Source organism: Nocardia abscessus, assembly GCF_015477775.1.
GTDB lineage: Bacteria > Actinomycetota > Actinomycetes > Mycobacteriales > Mycobacteriaceae > Nocardia > Nocardia abscessus_A.
Map to the genome: position 1 here is coordinate 76,697 of NZ_JADLQO010000019.1, position 16,773 is coordinate 93,469.

Consider the following 16,773-nt stretch of genomic DNA (forward strand, 5'->3'; position numbering starts at 1 on the left):
GCGTAACGCGTCCGCCGCCAGCGTCCGCCGCCGCACTGACAGCACCAGGTCAGGGCCGAGCCTTCCCGAAGGCGTCGCACAGCTCACGCGATCGGAGTACTCGGTTCTGATCGGCGGGGAGTTGTCGGCACGATGACAGATCAGCAGCATCCGGCCGGTCCGCAACGCCGGTTCAACAACCTGTTTCGCTCTCACGCTCCGGCGGTGTTCCGGCTCGCGATCAAAGCATTCGGGGGTGATCGTGACCGGGCCAACGACATCGTGCAGGAAGTGTTCCTCGCCGTGTGGGAGCAATACGACCGCGACTTTCTCAACGCCGAAGCGCCCGAGGCGGCTGCATTGATCATGACCATCGCCAAACGCCGAGTGATCGACCTGTGGCGGCGCAGCGACGGCGTCGTGTCGGTGCCCGACTACACAGACACAGCAGTGCCGATGCTCGGGCTGTCGGTGGTGGCCAAGAACCCCGCCGACCGAGTCCTCGACGACGACACCGTCAAATGCGTATGGCAAGTGCTGCGGCAGAACCTGACCGCCACGGAATACCGGGTGGCGGTCATGGCGTGGGATCTGTGGCTGCCGGATGCGGAGATCGCGAAAGTGATCGGCGCGAGTGTGTCGACGGTGCATTCGCACAAGAGCCGAGCCCGCAGAAGAATTCGGGCGATCGAGAACAGCGGGAGCTACCGGATCGAGTTCGATCCTCATGGCCGCTTCCCGCGCACCCCGCGCACCGGGGCCGATAACGGAGGTGAAGTGACAGCATGACCAAGGACACCGAAAGGGACACCACCACTCCGACAGTCAGCATCTACGAGGTATTCACCGAACTCGACGGCTATCTGGCATCCGACGACGACTACCGCTATGACGTCGATACAGGTCTGCAACAGCTGCAACGCACCATCGACCAGCTCACCTCAGCCGAAACCGAACAAGCCCAGCGGCGGGCGCGCCTTCGCGATGACGACGCCGCCGCGGTCGGGAACATGGTGGCCGGCGCATCAGCGACGAACGCGGCGCCGCTGAGGGAGATCGTGGCCGCGCGGATGAACGATCTGATCATCGGGCCCTTGCGGATCGCCAGTGCTATCTCTCCGGAGGTCGCGATCCGCATGGCCGACGGGATCCGTGGACAGCGGTGGGCGTTGAGTTGGCTGCCCGGACGGGTCCTGACTCGACAACAAGCCTTCAGCGGCATGGTGCTCGATGAAATCCTGACCGACCCGCACGAACTCGACAGCGCTACCATGATGCTGGTCATGGCCCACCTCGCCGCCGAGCTGTCGATGTCGCTGGAACAGGCCCTGTTGCGGCTGTCCTACATCAAAAAGGACGACCACTATCCCCACTACCGGTGGAGCCGATGCGCACCGCAACCCGGATACCGCGGTATCGACACCGAATTGCCGAGAATGCGGAAAGCGGAATAGATCTGCCCAGTCACGATTCTGACTGGCTGGACGCCAAGGATCCTGAGGACGAAGCCGGTGCGATTTGGAGAAAGCTAAAGCGCGAAGGTACATTTGCTTCCGTCAAGCTACCGAGCGATCGGTGGATAGGCGCGAATACCCCCGAACGAGCCCCGTACCGACGCACCGGTCCGGGGCTCGATTGGTTAGCAGAACAGAAGCGTGATCCATGAAGGCGTCGCTGCGGTCGGTCGATGGAGCTGGTCGCGTGGCCGTTGAAAGGCTGGACACGGTAGAGCTATTTCCGGTTCTGGGCAGAGACGGCTGCCAACCACGGACCGTTGATGACGGTGGCCATCAGCTCGGGGCACTTCTGGTGGGAGTTCGATGATCTGGCCCGCGACGCCGCCGGGCAGAACCGGCCCACCGGGCAGCGAGATTTGTGGATCAGCCTCGGCGACCAGCCGCTGGCCTGCTCGAGAAGACCGGAATCGGTCTGTTGCCGCGGCCGCCAGTTCAATCGCCTGGTCTCACCACGGTCGGATTCGTTTCGACCACCGCAGGAAACACCTGAAGGCGCACGGCACTCGGGCTATGTCGACCGTGTTCGCGAATCGCGTTGTGCGGTTGCGCTTCAGGGATTCACATACTGTCACCAGGGGGTCTGCGCGAGTCGTTGCGCAGAGGCTGTTCCGGAGACTCCTCGATGTCTCATGAGACATACGGGTTCTGGAAAACACGACAGATGAGAACTGGCACTGACCTGGACGGTGGTTCGGCGACGACCGCAGCGCGAGGCCGGTGTCGCATCCGTCCAGCGTAGCGGCAAGTGGTGACAGGAAGCGTACCCGAGACGGCATTTCCCCTCATCGGAAAGTAGTGGCTACCTGTAGGTTCGGCCCGTTGACGTTCGACAAATGTTCTTATCGAACGTAATCACAAAAAGATGCGGTGCGCCTGTGCACCCGGGGCGGAATTCGGGCGGGATAGGGAGTTTCGTGAGAGGCGACACCAGAATGTCAGTGCGCCCTGACCTGGGGGTACGACACTCGTGTCAGTAGCAGGCGACACGAGATGTCAGTGGTGCGGGTGACTTGCGATGGCCGTGACCTGGGCGAATGCACGCAGGCCGATCGCGAGGAAGATGTCGCCGAAGACCTTCCCGAGATGTCGCCGGACTGAGGTGGCATTGACGATGACCTGCGCATTCGACTCTGGCCGCCGATAACGCAACGTTCTCGGCGCTTACCGGGTGCCAGCACATTATCCCCGCGAAAGCGCGAGTCGCTAGGCGGACGGGGCCGTGAGGTGTTCGTTCGCGTGAGTATGGCAGGGCCAGCGGTGTGCGGCGTCGATTCGGTGGGCGGTGGCGTTGGCGATCCAGGTGCTGGACCAGCCATGGCGGGCAGGCATCCGGATTCCGCAGGTGTCGGCCGAGCGACGCACCTGCTGGCCGTGTTTGCCGAGGCCGTCGGTGAACAGGATGATGCCCTCGACGCTGTGGATGGTCAGGTAGATGATGCTCGCGCGCAGGATGGGCTGTGCCAGTGTCGGCACCGCGAGCACTGCTGACATGTCGAGGCTGCGGATGGTGGTGGCGTCGGGGGCGAGGTCGACACGCAGCAGTCGGGCGAGTTCGGATTCACCAGCCCGCTGAACAGGGCGGTGGCCGGTGCGGCGGCGCGCGCGGGGTTGGCGATCCCGGCGCGGATCCGGGCGGCGACGTCGGGGGTGAACGGCGTGCTGGTCAGCGCGGGTCCGACCGAGAACGGCAGGTTGGGCAGGTCCAGGTGCCAGCCGTGGTGAAGAATATGTCCCCCTATGCTCGGGCTGCTGGTCGGATCGTGAATCGATGCGCGACTCCGACTTTGCTGCACCACCCAGGTGAGTACGAAGCAATGGTGACCTGCCCTCTCGAATCGGGCCAGCTGCATTGGCTCACATAGCGCAAAGATGCCCCCGACGGCCGTAGGGTCTACATATGAAGGACGCCCGGCACCTGCGCCGCCGACGCTGTGGCCAGGTCGTCGCTACCAAGTCGAGAGGATGCGATGGCACTGCGGTCGGGACGAGGCGCGTCCATCTCCCTGGAGATGCTCGACCTATATGCGCGGCACGGAAACTTGGACGGAAAAGAGTTTGCCGACGTAGTGGCGCGGCGTGCAGCGTTCGATAGCCAGATCACCGAGGCGTTGGACGAGTCGCTAGCAAATCCGAGTCGGATGCACGGGTGGCGAGTACAGGCGCTGTTCGAGGCCATGGTCATCGCTCTGGGGACAGTACGGCTGATCAAGCAGGAAGACGTTGGCACCTACTTCTTCGATGACGCGAGCGGTGCGGTGAAACCCCCGGACTTCCGGATCGTGACCGAGGACGGTGAGCAGCTTCTAGTCGAGGTGAAAGGGGTGTCGCCCCGCGATCAGACCAAGTCCCGAAAGCTGCGAGGCAGAGATGTGGAGGAACTGCGCCGCTATGCCGAAATGACCGGTGCCCGATTGGTTTACGCACACTATTGGTCCGCGCTCAACCTGTGGACACTGGTCAGTGTGGACAACCTCACCCTCGATGAATCGAACTACGTGCTGTCGTTCGAAGCTGCGATGCTGGCGAACGAAATGGTCGCCGTCGGGGATGCGTGGATCGCGACCGTGTCGCCGCTAACCCTGACGATTGTCGGAACGCCGGGGTCGGGGAACTCCATGACTGTGGACGGCGAACTGCAGCAAATCGAACTACAGATCGCCGAGGTGAAGATTGCGGCGGCTGACCGGGAGGTCATCGATCCGGTCGAGCGCCGACTTGCTATGTTCTTCGTCCTCTATGGCAGCTGGGAGGAAGAGCTTCTCCCAGTGGAGGCGGAAGACCGGACACTGCCACAAGTGACGTTTTCCTACACCCCCGCAGTGCCTGATGGCGTGGACGCCGAACCGCCCCCGTCCATCATCGGTCAGCTGAGTGCGATGTACTCGCAGCTGTACAACGCCGCTACCCTAGGTCCTGACAACAGTGTCGAAACGCTGCATCATGACCCCGAGCCGGGGATGCTGCAAGATCTGCTTCCCCCCGATTACTGGCACCGCGTCGACGGAGCTCTGCCGATCTGGAAACTGAATGTGTCTCCCGCTTCCAGCGAGGTAGACGCGGGTGGCTGCGATTCCGACGGCGCTGAAGAACGCGGCTAACTTCAACCCAGGAAAGCCAACTGCCATTCTGATGTCGCACGCCCACTGACACTTTCGTGTCGCCTCTCAGTTCCCACGAGATTGTCAGTGAGCTGAGCGTCGAATCGGTGGGTGGATGCGCCGGCGATCCAGGTGGTGGGCCAGCGGTAGCGGGCCGCATCGGGAGCCTGCAGGCGTCGGCGGAGCGCCGCAGATGCTGACCGTGTACGCCGATACCGCCGGTAAATAGGATGAACCCGTCGACAGCGTGGATGGTGAGGTAGGTCTTGGTCGCGCGCAGCATCGGCTGCGCCAGGCTCAGCACGGCCAGCATTGCGGTGATACCGACCGCGATCACAGCGGGGAGGCGGATAGCATCGGCGGGCAGCCGCAACCGGAAGGTGTGCCCGAGAGTGCCTTCGCCGGTGGTGAAGTCGACCGTGACGTGGCCGAACCATTTCGGGCTTGCCCGGGGTGTAGTGCAACCGCGCCACGCAATCCTGGTGAGCAGAGATCCAGGCGGGTCCGCGGCGCAGCTCGAACGACTGCCCCGCCCCCGGTGCCCGCCCAGGGGCCGGGCTGCGTGACGTGTGACCCAGGCCTGCCGCGGGTCGATCAGCACCGCATGGGGTGCGGACTGGTGTCTTTACCCGTTCCACCCGTTCCCCGGTGGTAGCTTTCGGTCATCTGCAGCCCTCGTCCGGGAGTGAGATCGTCATGCCCATCGACACTGCCATCCACGACGATTGGACACGGAAGCACGACGACCCGCGGGAGCCCCTTCTCGCGTCGGTGGCACGCACGATGTACCCGAAGTCGCTCGAAGAGCTCATCGCGATCTGCCGGGACGAGAGCCTCGGCGCGCTCAAGGCTGCGGGCAGTCACTGGGCGTTGTCGCACGGAGCCATCAGCGACAAGACCTTCATCGAGACGCACGATCCTCACAACATTCGTCGCGCCATGGGCCGAACGCTGAAGGAGGTCGTGCCTCATTGCCTGCATCCGGAACTGCTCCAGCGCATGGCCGATGCAGACCACACCGGGGCGCCCATGCACGTCGAAGCGGGTAAGCGCGTGTACCAGCTCTACGCAGAACTCGATCAGGTCGACCCGCTCGACGTCTCCCCCACCGACGGGGTGCTCACACTCGGCGCATACATGCTCAAGCATCACAACACCACGGCGTTCAAAGGACCGTGGGGAATGGTGACCGCCGGGAACGCTGGCGGTCAGACGATCGTCGGTGCCTTCTCGACGGGGACCCACGGCGGTGACTTCACGGTCGGGCCGATCACCGACTCCGTGCTCGCAATCCACCTCGTCGCGGACGGTGGGAAGCACTACTGGATCGAGAAGGTCGACGAGCGCTACTGGCCGCAGCTCACGGACGATGACCTGCTGAGGGCGCTGTACGGCCCAGTCGCGGGTCGTGAGAATTTCGAGATCATCCGCGAGCCCGACAACGCGATGTTCAATGCTGCGGTCGTCTCGGTCGGGCGGTTCGGCATCATCTACTCGGTCGTGCTGCATGTGGTGCCGCAGTATGCACGGTACGAGCGTCGGCGGCTGCATGTCTGGCAGGACTTCAAGCATCAGATTCTCGATCGCCGGAGCCCGCTATATCGCGACACTGCCCTCGTCCCGGGTGGGTACGTTCCCTCGACCGATGTCGTCGGTCGGCAGCGCTTCCTGCAGATCGCAGTCTCCCTCACGCCGCACGCCAACTTCAAACGAAACCTCGCCGGCGTCACGAAGCAGTGGGAGACGAAGCTGCAGGACGATCCGCCTGGGCGCGCGGAGCGCGTCGGCGAGGTCCTCACGCCCTTCGACACTCGTATCCAGGGCCCACGGTTCTCGAACGCCGGCCGCGCGCACAGCTATCGGCACGATCCCGACGATCCGCTGAATGCCGAGGACGACACCGACCCGATCGCGCTCGCCTGCTCGAACGGCAGCTTCCTCGCGGGGGTCATCGAGGCCGCAATAGCTGAGCTCGAGGAGTTCGTCGAAACCAACGGCGCGGTCGTGGGCGCCGGCATCGCCGGTGTGGTAGCGCTCGGCGGCGCAGGTCTGCTAACGCTCATCCCGGCTCTCCTGGTGGTCCTGCTGATTTTGAAGGGCCTGCTTGAAGCATTCGACGCCGACGACCGCTTCGGCGAGCACATGGAGAGGATCAAGAACGCGCTGCTTGATCCGAACGAGCCGGATCCGCTGAAGCGCGCAGCAGGCCTGTTCACGTGGCAACTGATCGTCCTGCTCGCCTTCCGCGGTCAGCAGGGCGACCGTGACTACGAGGCGATCAACTACGCCGTGCTCGACCAGAAGGACTACCGCAACATCAGCTGCGAGGTAAATGTCGACTCCGTCGAGGTATTCTTCAACGCCGTCGACCACCGCCTACTTACGTTCGTAGACGCGCTGATCGCCTTCGAAATCATGCAGGAGTTCCAGGGCAAGGCCTGCGTCGGCTATGCCTCGCTGCGGTTCATGGGGTCGACCGAGGCGAAGATCGGGATGCAGCGGCACGGCCTGACGTGCGCGGTCGAAGTGGCGTGCCTGAAGGATGTTTCCGGCGGGCAGGAGATGGTTGACTACGCAGCCCGTCTCGCGCTCAATCCGAATATCGGGGGCATTCTGCACTGGGGGCAGCGCAACGATGCCACGGCCGCCGACATCCAGCGTCTCTTCGGTGATGCCTCCGATCCTTCGAACGGCGACCTAGGGGCTTGGCGTCGAGCGTTGGATGTCGTCACTGCGTCGGGAACGCACAACCGCTTCAGCAGCGAATTCACGCGACGCACCGGTCTGGAGCTGTGATGGCCGAGACGTTCTACGGGCCGTGGCGCATCACCCTGCTGAACGCGAACTCACACTTCGCGCAGCAGATGGTGATCGAGGGCTCTGACAACGCCGACGGCGGATACGACATCGCCTTTGGCGAGGCTTTGGACGTCTCGGTCACCGGTGCCGAGTGGCGGCTGCGGACCGAGTACTTTCCGTTCGGAGGGCCAGCGTGGCTCGAGGGTGATATGCGCGCATTGAGCCGGTTCGAGCCGGGAGCCGGACTGCTCGTGCAGATCGATGGGGCGTCGCGGCCGCCCGGAAGCGGCGCACCGCTCACGAACCTGCGGCTGCTGTGCATTTGCCTCGACCCCGAGACGAACCCGATCCCGGCGCCCAACCCTTTCGACTTCACGATTCCCGACTAAAGCGCCGACGCGGCCGCACTTCCCCGAACCTCCGCTCCGCCACCGCATCCCCGCCGAAGTCCGCGGCGGTGGTGCGTCCGTTTCTTCAGCCCCGACGAGACGACCAGGCCGCCCGCCGCGCAGCCAAGGGGCCGTGCGGCGGGCGGCCACCGGCACTCGACCCACCGCGTACCGGCGGCAGCTGCCTATCGCCAGAGGAAGCTGGCTGACATCAAGATGTCGCCTGCGAGTGACACTTTCGTGTCACCTCTCAGACACGACTGCAGTTCAGTCGTTTTCCGCTCATGTCATTGCTGTGGCTGTCACTCACCCCGAGAGCCTGCGCGGTCACCGCGACGTGATCAGTGCCCCAATGCGCCTGCGGCATCGAGCTGGGCCAGCCGGTGCATGCGGCTTGCCTCAGTGCCCGCACACTCGCCTCGACCACCGCCCGGCCCTTCCAGCTTCCCGGGCCGTGCGCCACCTTTGACGGACCTCGCGATGTAGTCGATCACGCACTCGCCGGTAGGTCGACCACCTCGAGTCCAGAACAGTCACGGGAGCGGCCTGTTGGCTCAGGCGACATGGATGGCTTTAGTCGCCAGGGGGGTGCCAGTACATGCGGAGGGCGCTGCCACGCCTGGAACATCCGTGCCGCGGTGCCCTCGTCCCACCGCTCCTGCGCGAACTTTCCGCCCGCCCGCTTCAACCGCTCGACATCGGACCACCCGTTGTCGCCGAGTTCGATCTGGGGAGGGAACGATCGGGGCGCCGAGAGCCCTCGCACCAGCGTCGGTATCACCTCATCCGCCACGTGCCGGTGCAGATGCGTCAACTCCGTCGCGGGCCCCACCAGTACTGAACTGTCGGGCCGTTCTATCAGCAACGCCGATTGCAGTTCCAGGGCGACCGGATCACCCGGTGTCGTCTCCGAAAGAACCAACCCGACTTCCATTCGACGAAAGGCGAGGACGCTATCGGCCATTGCGACCTTCGAGGTGGTCGCGATCGTCCCGGTAGCACAGAAGCGCAAGCTACGGTGCTTGTCGAGATTCGAGTAGCGCTGGATCAGCCGCATCGGATGCTCGTTCTCCACTCGGACACCCATCATCGCGGCCAGTCGCGGCGAGATCGACGGCACCTGCGAGACGGTGTCAACGTAGGGTTGGAGGGCCTCCACTCGTTTCGCCAGTTTGGTTCCCGCACCCAGCTCTGGAATGCGGCGGGCAACCTTGTTCTGCCACTCCCCGAACTTCGTTTCATCGTCCAAGACGGGCATCTCAACGGCCCTGGCGTCCCGTTCGGTCAGCGCGGTGCCGCGTTCGTTCTCCACGAGATGGAACAGGGTGTTCTCGATCGCTGCCCGCAGATGATGGATCGCTTCGCTGAACACAACGGCTGCCAGGGGCGGCACCGGACGAATGCCGACGACACTGGTCACCCACTGCCGGCCCGATTCGGTCTGGGTGAGTTCGATGGGTTGGCTGTCCGACCAGTGCGCGGCGAGCGCCCCGACGGCTTCCACGGCCTCATCGACTCGGCCCAGCCGGAACGCGGTAGCTGCCAGGCGGTCGGGCAGCCAGCCGAGGGACCCTGTGCTGGACGAATTCGTCATGGCTTGATCTTTGCTGACGGGCCCGCACGAGCGACAGCCGATTTTTTGAACGACACCACCGACAGCACTTCTGGTGAGGAGCTGCCTGCGGCGCGCTTCGGATCGAGTTCAATAGCTCGCATCGATTCCGGACTGTCGCTCGAGGACATGAGCTCCGACGATGCCCCGATCATCAACTCGTGGTTCCGCCACGACGAAGCAAGTGCCAGCACCTCGTGGTTTCCGCCCGGGTTCCGGGTGGACGACGAACTATCACAACCTGGTCCGGTCAAGTCACTGAAACGAGCAGACCGACGGGACCAGACTGTCGAGCTGATCAACGCTTACGCGTGGGTAGTCCGCCGCCCAGGCACGCAAGCGCCGATGGGGTGGGCTTCGGGGCAGGTGTGGCCTTGTCATGACTTCGACAGTCAGATCGTCGAGGGCCGGATACCCGACGACGCCGACGATCTGCCCTGCGCGACATTCCAACTGGCGGTGGCCCCCTCCTACCGTGGGCGCGGGTACGGCACCGCGATCCTCGCCACCATCGTGGCCGACCCCCGTCTCAGGAGTACGCAGATCTGGCTGGGTATCGATGTCAAGAATGGTGCCAGCCGCACAGCCGCCGTCCGCGCGGGATTCGAGCACGAGTTCACGACCGCGCATTATCAATTTGATCGTGGTGAAGGCTACCGCCGAGATCTTCTCAACCACATGATGCACTTCCGACGTGCCACGGCGGTGTAGCGGTCGAGAGCGACGGCTCATGGGCACGGTCACATGGTCGTTCAGAACGGCTGCGAAACCACGTCGACCACGTCGGGGTCGAAGTCCGGCGCGACCAGGTGATCGCTCCACCCACGACTCGAACCTCACCCGGCGCCCGGTCGTGGATGACCAATACCAGCCCGGATAGTTCCGCTGCCCCCGGGGAGGACCGGAACACCCGCACGGGGCCGCTGATCTGGCGGACCACCGCGGGTAGCCCATCCCATCGGATATGGCGCTCGACTTGCTGCTCGGTCATGAACACCGCCTCGAAGGCGTTCGTCTCCGGCGGGTGGCCCAGCCAGGCCACATGGCTGTCACCGGCATTCAGCACCGAAACATCCGCGCCGCCGCACGCCCGAGTTCGCCACGCCTTCGCCGCATCACCTGAGAACCGACACGGATGCCCGTATTCTTGAGAAGCGTAAGAACGGACGGTTTCGATTCGCTGAGCAGTCTCAGATAGAGACCATTCCACTGTTTTCGCGGACTGGGAGATTGAATTGGGGTTGTGGGAAGAGGCCGAGGCTGCTAGCGCTAAAAACAAAGCCGCAGCGCAACAGTGGCAGGCCAGGCAGCAGGAAATTCAGAGAGCGGCGGCGAGTAACGTACAAGAGTTCATCACCGCAATGTACCGCCTGAGAATCCCACCTGCAGTACATGAGGTGACCTACAAGGGCACATCGTTTTGGAAGGGTGCAGAGGTACCCAAACCAACGGGTCGGAAGATTACCGGCTGGGATGTCGAAGCGCCGAGAAGTTCTGGAGGTTTGGCACCTTTAACGACAGGGTATCGCGCTGCCCGCGTGGTCGTCACCCCGGAAGGTGAAGTCTATCAAATGAACACAAGAACGAAGAGAGCTCGTCTGGAGCCGAAAGACCCGTGGGATGTATCCATCGGAGGCTCACATGGCGACGATATTCGGATCCCCCTCAATGAAGTCTTGCGTGGGACGCTTACTCGGCTTATCGGTGAGGCACGAGGCTGACGAGCAGTCCATTACTTCGGCTCTGAGTTACTGATCGGCGCTATCGCGTGTTGTAGCAGGTTCATTGGATCTCGGTGGGTCGGCGCAGGGCTTGCGATCGTCGGGGAGTCGGTGTCGCGTGCCGCTATGGCACTGGTCGATCGTGTGGAGATCGACCGCAACCCCGCCAGTTGGTCGACGTCGGGAGGTTGGCCGATTCCGTGGATCATCCCGGTCACCGCTGAGCGGTCCAGCGCGGCGGGCTGCGACCGCACTGGCGGATGATCCATCGCAGCCGTTTGGTCGCTGGGCGTGGTTCTACCAGTACTGCGCGACCGCCGACCCAGGGGCCGCGGTGGTTGTTCGTCGACGATGCCACATGCCCGTGCCTGACCCCCGCCCGCTGCATCCCGACTGGGCCGAGATCTCGCCTGAACAGCACCCCTGCCTCGGCTGGGCACTGGTCAGCGCCGCCGCCACCGGGCGCTACCAGCACTGGTCGTCGCGGGCCATCCGGTGCGTCGAGAAGCTCGGCTGCGGCCGCACGGCGGGAGCGAGTCGAGCAGTGTCTTCGACACCTCACTTCCTCCGTTCGCCACACTTCCGCCACATCACCTGAGAATCCGCCAACTCACTTGAGAGCCGACAGGGTCCAGGGTCCCCCTGACATGGTGGCGGAGCAGCGGATTCGTCCCAGCGTAGCGGTGGCCGCCGACGTATCCGGCCGATCACCAGGTGAATCGTAACGAAAAAATAGGTGTGAGCAGGGCATTTGCGCAATTGACGTCCGTTAATCCGCATCGTCGTGCCACACGGGGCAACCGAGCGTCGGCCGAGTTGGAGCGCATTTGCCGTAAGCCGCCTGGTCGGGCTGGGTTCTGTGCTCTACGCGCTTGTCAGTTTTGGGCTGTTGGTTCAGGCGGTCGCGGTAGGTCTGGTAGGGCCTGTGGTCGGCGGTCGCGGCGCTGTGTCCGAGGGGTTCGGCCGCGGCCACCAGCGCCTGGTCTATGTGTGGTGATGCGGTGACGTGCAGGCTGTAGCCCTGACCCGCCGCACTTGTCGGCCCTGTCGTAGGGTGTCGCGTTCGGCTTCACCGAGGTTCGGTCGGTGAGGTGGCGGGCGACTCTATCCGGCATCTCGATCCGAATCGGTCGCGGTTCATCGACATCGGCGGGTGCGGGTTGTTCAGGGCGGCCGGGCAGCAGGTCGGCGAGTGCAGTGCGGATCGCGACGCGGCTGACTCGGTGTTGTCGAGCGAGGGCGGCGATGCTGGTGCCTTCGCGGTACTGCTGGCGGACTTACTCCATGCCGCCGTTTGTGGCGACTTTGGGGCGGCGCCCTGAAGTGGCGCCTCGCCGACATCGCGCCGAATCGCCGACGCCGTCAGTGGAATAATCAGAAGGATGAACAGCTTCGATGACGCTGTTGCGCGGCATCTTCGGTCCCAGCAGCAGTCATCCGATGACGAAACCGCTCGGCGCGCAGCGAAGTCGCGAGCCTGTGCCTCAGCTGCGGCGGAGATGTCGCGCCTACTCGCGCAACTCGCCGACTACCTCAACCAACATTCGCAACCGCGAGCGATCGAAATCGGTCCACGAGCGAAGTGGTATAAGCGGCCCACGATGTCACCGCAAGGGCATGTGCTCAGCGACTACCGAGGAGGCTACCACCGGAGCATCGTAATGCTGCTACCCGACGGTCAACTGTGGAAATACCTTTCGGGCGAGCCTGCTGTTGTGCTCGATCTTCGCGCGGAGTTCGACCTTCCGTATACGTCGCACACTGGCGATGTGGGCATCGGCAAATTTCTGTTCTCCGCCGACATATCGTCAGGAGCGCTCTGTGCTAGTACGAAAACCCACGACGGTGAAACGTGGCGCAGGGTGGACCCTTCCGAGGCACTGGCGGAGATCGCGGCCAACTTCTGCACCAGCTGAGCCCACCACGGTGTTCACGGACTGCACCCGGCACACCATGTCGGCGCCTTGCGGCGTGAACATGCCTCCCACGAGCACGTCAGCGGCAACGAGACCGGCGCGCGGGTCGTGCGATCGTGGATCCTGGCCGGCGGCGTCCAGTACCTGATCGTGCTGCGCGCGCACCTGCTGACCGGCCGCCCGCTCGCACGGCCCTGGCTGGGGCAGGGATGTTGTGACGAAGCAGCCTATCTGTTACTTCGGCATCATTTCTGTCACCGGATTTGCGGCGGCGCCAGGGGCGGGGACGACCTTCGGCGTAGGAAGTGATGGCGCTCGCCGGTTGTTCATGCGCGTTCAGCCACATCGCCGGATTCTCTGGCAGACCATAGCGGCTGGTCAGATGATCGCCCTCGGTCGTGACGGTCGCCAGTTGCGCGGTGGCAGCACAATCGCCCCTGCTAGTCAGTCTCTACCGCCTGCAAGTATCGTCCGCAGAGCCTCCCGGAGCATGTCCGAAAGCCTTTCTGGGAATTCTTCGCCGTTATATGAGCTCCTGTCGATGTACGGCAGCAGGAACGGTTGTGTTCGCGCCGAGCGCTTCTGAACTCTGGTCTGACGAACCTCTCCACCTGGTGTAACCACCCAGTAATCGGGGTAGCCGTCCTGCGGGCGGCCACGCTTAGCCGGACGCTGGCCCGCTACTTCGCTTTTGGTCCAAGGTCCAATATGCCAACCTGTAACCGTCTCGCTGGTCGTCTTTGTGAGCCACTCGAAGTTTGGGCCATTCATGAAGTAGCTCTGGCGCTGGTACGTACACGTATAGGCGACCGGCGGTATCCCAAGTTCCTTCATCGCCTCGATGAACTCGCCGATCTCACGGGTCTGGCGCTGCGCTAACCGTTGCAAACCATCTGAAGCGCTGACCCTCGCCGCCATAGCTTGCTGTTGACTCCGACGGGCATCATCGAGCAATCCCATCTGCGCAACAGTACTCGCTGCCAATTTGGCGGGTGAGTTGTTTGGACAGGGTGGTGTGCCCGGGTATGGCGAATTGGACTTCCGACTGTTCTCGGCAGGCGTGCACGCTAGTCATGGATTCCGACGGCGCAGACGGTCGGTGCCGGGCGTGAGGGATGATCACAGCCAATCGAGCGTGACGGCAGAGAGACTGGCAGCAATCGCTTCCGCAGCGGCGAGTGAGGACATGACCGCTTGTGAGCGCGCGAGGGCTAATTTTGGTGTCGAGAGCAGTACGTCGAGAATGGCTTCGGCGACGGCGATCCTGGTCGAGCTGTCAGAGCTGGCCGAACGGAGCCCCAGCCACACCGCCAGCTGACGCCACAGGGTGTCAGTCCACCCGGGCGACGATGTCAGCCATGAGCGTCCGATGCAGCGCCATCACATTCCCGCGCCCATACATCAGCCAACTCCCGTTCGGTGGCGGTTCGCGGTCACGGCCGGTCGGGGACCCACTGACATCGAAGTGAAAATCATTCACTGACATCTTGGTGGGAAGTCGCAGCTTTCCGGCTGCGTGCGTGTGTTTCCCTGTCAGATGTCAGTAGATGCACCGGTCGGCGGGGACGCTGCTCTCGGAACTCGGCACGGAGCTGCGGGGCCGCGTGACTCCGTTCGGGTGGGGCCGGTCACTCATTGAATGATGGGTGAAGTTTCCACAGCGCCAGAAGGGTCTTGCTTAGGTCCGGAGGCAGGGTGACATCGGTGCCGGCGGCGAGTGCGCGGTTGAAGCTGTGTGTCTGGCCCGGGGACAGGTGCGCGCGGATCGCGGTTGTTTTGCGGCTGCGGTGGCCGCGTTGTTCCCTGATGAGCTGGTAGGTGCCGGTGCCGCGGGTCGGTATGGGAGACACTGCCGGTGAGCAGGTGACCGCCGGGCGCAGGATGGTGTGACGGGTGTCGTGGTAGCGCAGCAGTACGGTGTGGATCGGGTAGCCGGTGTCGCCGTCCGGGAGTTGGAATGCCTCCACCGGGAATTCGGGTATGTCTTCGATTGTCTCCGCGATCGCGGCTCGTTCGCTGGTGTTGAGGTCGTCGTATTCGGTGGGGACCAGCATGACGGCGGCGACGCGACGGGGAAGCAACCCGGTTTCGGCGGAGACTGCGTTGACGCCGGGGACCGGAGTGGCACGTGGCGCCTGGTCCCACACCTGCTGCAGATACTGCAGGTATTCCTCGGTGATCAGTGTCGCGTCTACGGCGATGGCGTGGATGTAATTGCGGGTGTCGCGCACGAGGGATTTCACGTCGGTGATCACGACTGCTTCGTCGCTGGCCTGCGAATGTGCTGAGGCGTTGGCTGATCCGATGACCGCGTGATCGGCGGTTGCGGCGACTTTGGCGTGCAGCCGTGCCGACGTTTTCACGGTGACACCGCGAGCCATCAGCGTGGCGATGGCCGCCGGTGAGGTGGCGTGTGAGGCGACTGCTTCCTTGCTTGCATTGACCACCAGAAGATCTCCGCGCCGCAATCCCCGCAGCAGCCGAGGACCGTCGATACCGAGATAGGCGATGGCAGCGGCCCGGGGGCCGGTGCTGGCCAGTGCGGCGCTGATGCGTTTCCACGGTGTCGTTCCGACGAACTCGGTACCCATAGGCCGATCATGGCATCACAGATCGTGGCGCACCCGGCAGTCACCGCGCATAGTGGGCGGCTGCCAGCACCCGATGCGGACAGCGATGTGGATGGTTCATGCTCGATGCCGTGACCGCCGATGTGTTGCTCGATGCGCCCGCCGGGTTGAAGCAGTGGTTGTCCGGCGCCGATGCCCAGGAGGTGATCTTCGCCCACCGCATCGAGATAGTCCCGCAATGGTGGGCGCACAATTTGGCCGCTTACGGCTTCGACAATCCGGTGGTGGACACCAGCGTGAGCCGCGGGCAGTTGTTCGCCATGGCCGATGCCGCGGTCGTGTCGGGCGAGGGAGCGTTGGCGTTGCTGTGGAACAGCCTCGCATGGGGTGTGGGTCGCCGAGCCCGCAACAATCGGCAGCGGATCGCGTCGATGGCGGCCGGCCGCGACAACCACGCCGCGCTGCTGGTCGAGGCCGCCCGCGCGAGCCGCAGTGACCCGGTGGCGGCCTACGCCCTGCTGCGGCCTTCGCCGTATCGGAATGCGGTGCGATGGTTGGGGCCTGCGTTCTTCACCAAATTCCTCTACTTCGCCGGCGGTGGCCGCGCCGATCACCCCTGCTGCATCATCGACAACCGCGTCGCCGCCGCGTTGCGAGCAGCCGGCTGGGCAGGGTTGGCTGGCAGCGGATGGAGTCCCGATGTCTACGGCCGGTATCTGCGTTTGTTGCATAGGTGGCAAAACGAGTGTGATTGCACCCGCCCCGATCTGATCGAGCGGTGGCTTTTCGACACCGGCTCCCTCGCTACCTGACAGCCACGAGCGGACGAGACGAGCTGCCGGGAGTAGTGCTGGGTATTTGGTCGGATCCGCCTGCTGAGGGCTGGGGTGGCCTGGAGTTGCAGCCGCCGTGCATCCCGGCACTCTCGGCCTGAGCAGATCGGATGCTTGGGCGGTCTGAATGTGCGGGAGTTTGCCCAGCCGCCCTCCAGCGGCTCTCGCTATTCGCGTACCTCGACGTCCAAGACGTACTCAAGGTCTCTGATCTGGCCGGCCACCTCTTCGGGACAGGAGATCACGAGTCGGTCGGCGCCGCAGAGTTGGACGACCTCGGCATCGGTGGTGGCGAGCCAGTCGAAGAACTGTGTCCGCACCCCGCGCGGCGTCGCACTC

General features: G+C 63.9%; 13 protein-coding genes. 8 read left to right on the forward strand and 5 right to left on the reverse strand.

Features of this window, described 5'->3' with window-relative positions:
• Positions 1-132: 132 nt before the first annotated feature.
• Both IU450_RS34035 and IU450_RS34040 read left to right on the forward strand, forming a co-directional pair.
• Positions 133-768 (forward strand): RNA polymerase sigma factor, encoded by a 636-nt coding sequence (locus IU450_RS34035; protein WP_195153823.1) that lies wholly within the window; start codon positions 133-135, stop codon positions 766-768.
• Positions 765-1,433 carry a hypothetical protein gene (locus IU450_RS34040; RefSeq protein WP_195153824.1) on the forward strand — a complete coding sequence of 223 codons (669 nt, stop codon included), beginning with the start codon at positions 765-767 and terminating at the stop codon, positions 1,431-1,433. Before IU450_RS34035 ends, IU450_RS34040 begins: the two co-directional genes overlap by 4 nt.
• A 1,266-nt stretch (positions 1,434-2,699) precedes the next feature.
• Here IU450_RS34040 and IU450_RS34045 read toward each other — a convergent pair.
• On the reverse strand, positions 2,700-2,987 hold the full coding sequence (locus IU450_RS34045) for a hypothetical protein (RefSeq protein WP_195153825.1): 288 nt from the start codon (positions 2,985-2,987) through the stop codon (positions 2,700-2,702).
• A gap of 476 nt (positions 2,988-3,463) precedes the next feature.
• On the opposite strand from IU450_RS34045, the gene IU450_RS34050 reads away from it, so the two are divergent.
• The 3 genes from IU450_RS34050 to IU450_RS34060 all read left to right on the forward strand — a co-directional run bounded on the left by IU450_RS34050 (position 3,464) and on the right by IU450_RS34060 (position 7,782).
• Complete coding sequence (locus IU450_RS34050; protein ID WP_195153826.1) at positions 3,464-4,594, forward strand: hypothetical protein; 1,131 nt, start codon at positions 3,464-3,466, stop codon at positions 4,592-4,594.
• A 696-nt stretch (positions 4,595-5,290) separates the two neighbouring features.
• Positions 5,291-7,390 carry a hypothetical protein gene (locus IU450_RS34055; protein WP_195153827.1) on the forward strand — a complete coding sequence of 700 codons (2,100 nt, stop codon included), beginning with the start codon at positions 5,291-5,293 and terminating at the stop codon, positions 7,388-7,390.
• Entirely contained in the window at positions 7,390-7,782 is a 393-nt protein-coding gene (locus IU450_RS34060) for a hypothetical protein (RefSeq protein ID WP_195153828.1), read from the forward strand. Before IU450_RS34055 ends, IU450_RS34060 begins: the two co-directional genes overlap by 1 nt.
• A 490-nt stretch (positions 7,783-8,272) precedes the next feature.
• On the opposite strand, the gene IU450_RS34065 is transcribed toward IU450_RS34060, so the two are convergent.
• Complete coding sequence (locus tag IU450_RS34065) at positions 8,273-9,286, reverse strand: hypothetical protein (protein WP_195153829.1); 1,014 nt, start codon at positions 9,284-9,286, stop codon at positions 8,273-8,275.
• A gap of 135 nt (positions 9,287-9,421) precedes the next feature.
• On the opposite strand from IU450_RS34065, the gene IU450_RS34070 reads away from it, so the two are divergent.
• Together IU450_RS34070 and IU450_RS34075 are read left to right on the forward strand one after the other, a co-directional pair.
• Positions 9,422-10,105: a GNAT family N-acetyltransferase gene (locus IU450_RS34070; RefSeq protein ID WP_195153830.1), complete on the forward strand. Its 684-nt coding sequence runs from the start codon at positions 9,422-9,424 to the stop codon at positions 10,103-10,105.
• A 2,392-nt stretch (positions 10,106-12,497) separates the two neighbouring features.
• A complete protein-coding gene (locus tag IU450_RS34075; protein WP_195153831.1) occupies positions 12,498-13,031 on the forward strand; it encodes a hypothetical protein in 534 nt (177 codons plus the stop codon).
• A 444-nt stretch (positions 13,032-13,475) separates the two neighbouring features.
• Here IU450_RS34075 and IU450_RS34080 read toward each other — a convergent pair whose 3' ends face one another.
• Together IU450_RS34080 and IU450_RS34085 are read right to left on the reverse strand one after the other, a co-directional pair.
• On the reverse strand, positions 13,476-13,991 hold the full coding sequence (locus tag IU450_RS34080; RefSeq protein WP_195153832.1) for a hypothetical protein: 516 nt from the start codon (positions 13,989-13,991) through the stop codon (positions 13,476-13,478).
• A gap of 668 nt (positions 13,992-14,659) precedes the next feature.
• Positions 14,660-15,622, reverse strand: a complete 963-nt coding sequence (locus IU450_RS34085; protein WP_195153833.1) for a phosphatidylserine/phosphatidylglycerophosphate/cardiolipin synthase family protein — start codon at positions 15,620-15,622, stop codon at positions 14,660-14,662.
• Positions 15,623-15,732: 110 nt separating this feature from the next.
• On the opposite strand from IU450_RS34085, the gene IU450_RS34090 reads away from it, so the two are divergent.
• The gene (locus IU450_RS34090) at positions 15,733-16,413 is read left to right on the forward strand and encodes a hypothetical protein (RefSeq protein ID WP_195153834.1); all 681 of its coding nucleotides are present in this window, start codon (positions 15,733-15,735) and stop codon (positions 16,411-16,413) included.
• Between the two features lie 188 nt (positions 16,414-16,601).
• Here IU450_RS34090 and IU450_RS34095 read toward each other — a convergent pair whose 3' ends face one another.
• A complete protein-coding gene (locus IU450_RS34095; protein WP_195153835.1) occupies positions 16,602-16,754 on the reverse strand; it encodes a hypothetical protein in 153 nt (50 codons plus the stop codon).
• Positions 16,755-16,773: the final 19 nt, after the last annotated feature.

What these genes read in the sequence shown, in the direction of transcription:
- IU450_RS34035 (WP_195153823.1), top strand. Translation starts at nt 133, where the DNA reads ATGACAGATCAGCAGCATCCGGCCGGTCCGCAACGCCGGTTCAACAAC.
- IU450_RS34040 (WP_195153824.1), top strand. Translation starts at nt 765, where the DNA reads ATGACCAAGGACACCGAAAGGGACACCACCACTCCGACAGTCAGCATC.
- IU450_RS34045 (WP_195153825.1), bottom strand. Translation starts at nt 2,987, where the DNA reads ATGTCAGCAGTGCTCGCGGTGCCGACACTGGCACAGCCCATCCTGCGC.
- IU450_RS34050 (WP_195153826.1), top strand. Translation starts at nt 3,464, where the DNA reads ATGGCACTGCGGTCGGGACGAGGCGCGTCCATCTCCCTGGAGATGCTC.
- IU450_RS34055 (WP_195153827.1), top strand. Translation starts at nt 5,291, where the DNA reads ATGCCCATCGACACTGCCATCCACGACGATTGGACACGGAAGCACGAC.
- IU450_RS34060 (WP_195153828.1), top strand. Translation starts at nt 7,390, where the DNA reads ATGGCCGAGACGTTCTACGGGCCGTGGCGCATCACCCTGCTGAACGCG.
- IU450_RS34075 (WP_195153831.1), top strand. Translation starts at nt 12,498, where the DNA reads ATGAACAGCTTCGATGACGCTGTTGCGCGGCATCTTCGGTCCCAGCAG.
- IU450_RS34080 (WP_195153832.1), bottom strand. Translation starts at nt 13,991, where the DNA reads ATGGGATTGCTCGATGATGCCCGTCGGAGTCAACAGCAAGCTATGGCG.
- IU450_RS34085 (WP_195153833.1), bottom strand. Translation starts at nt 15,622, where the DNA reads ATGGGTACCGAGTTCGTCGGAACGACACCGTGGAAACGCATCAGCGCC.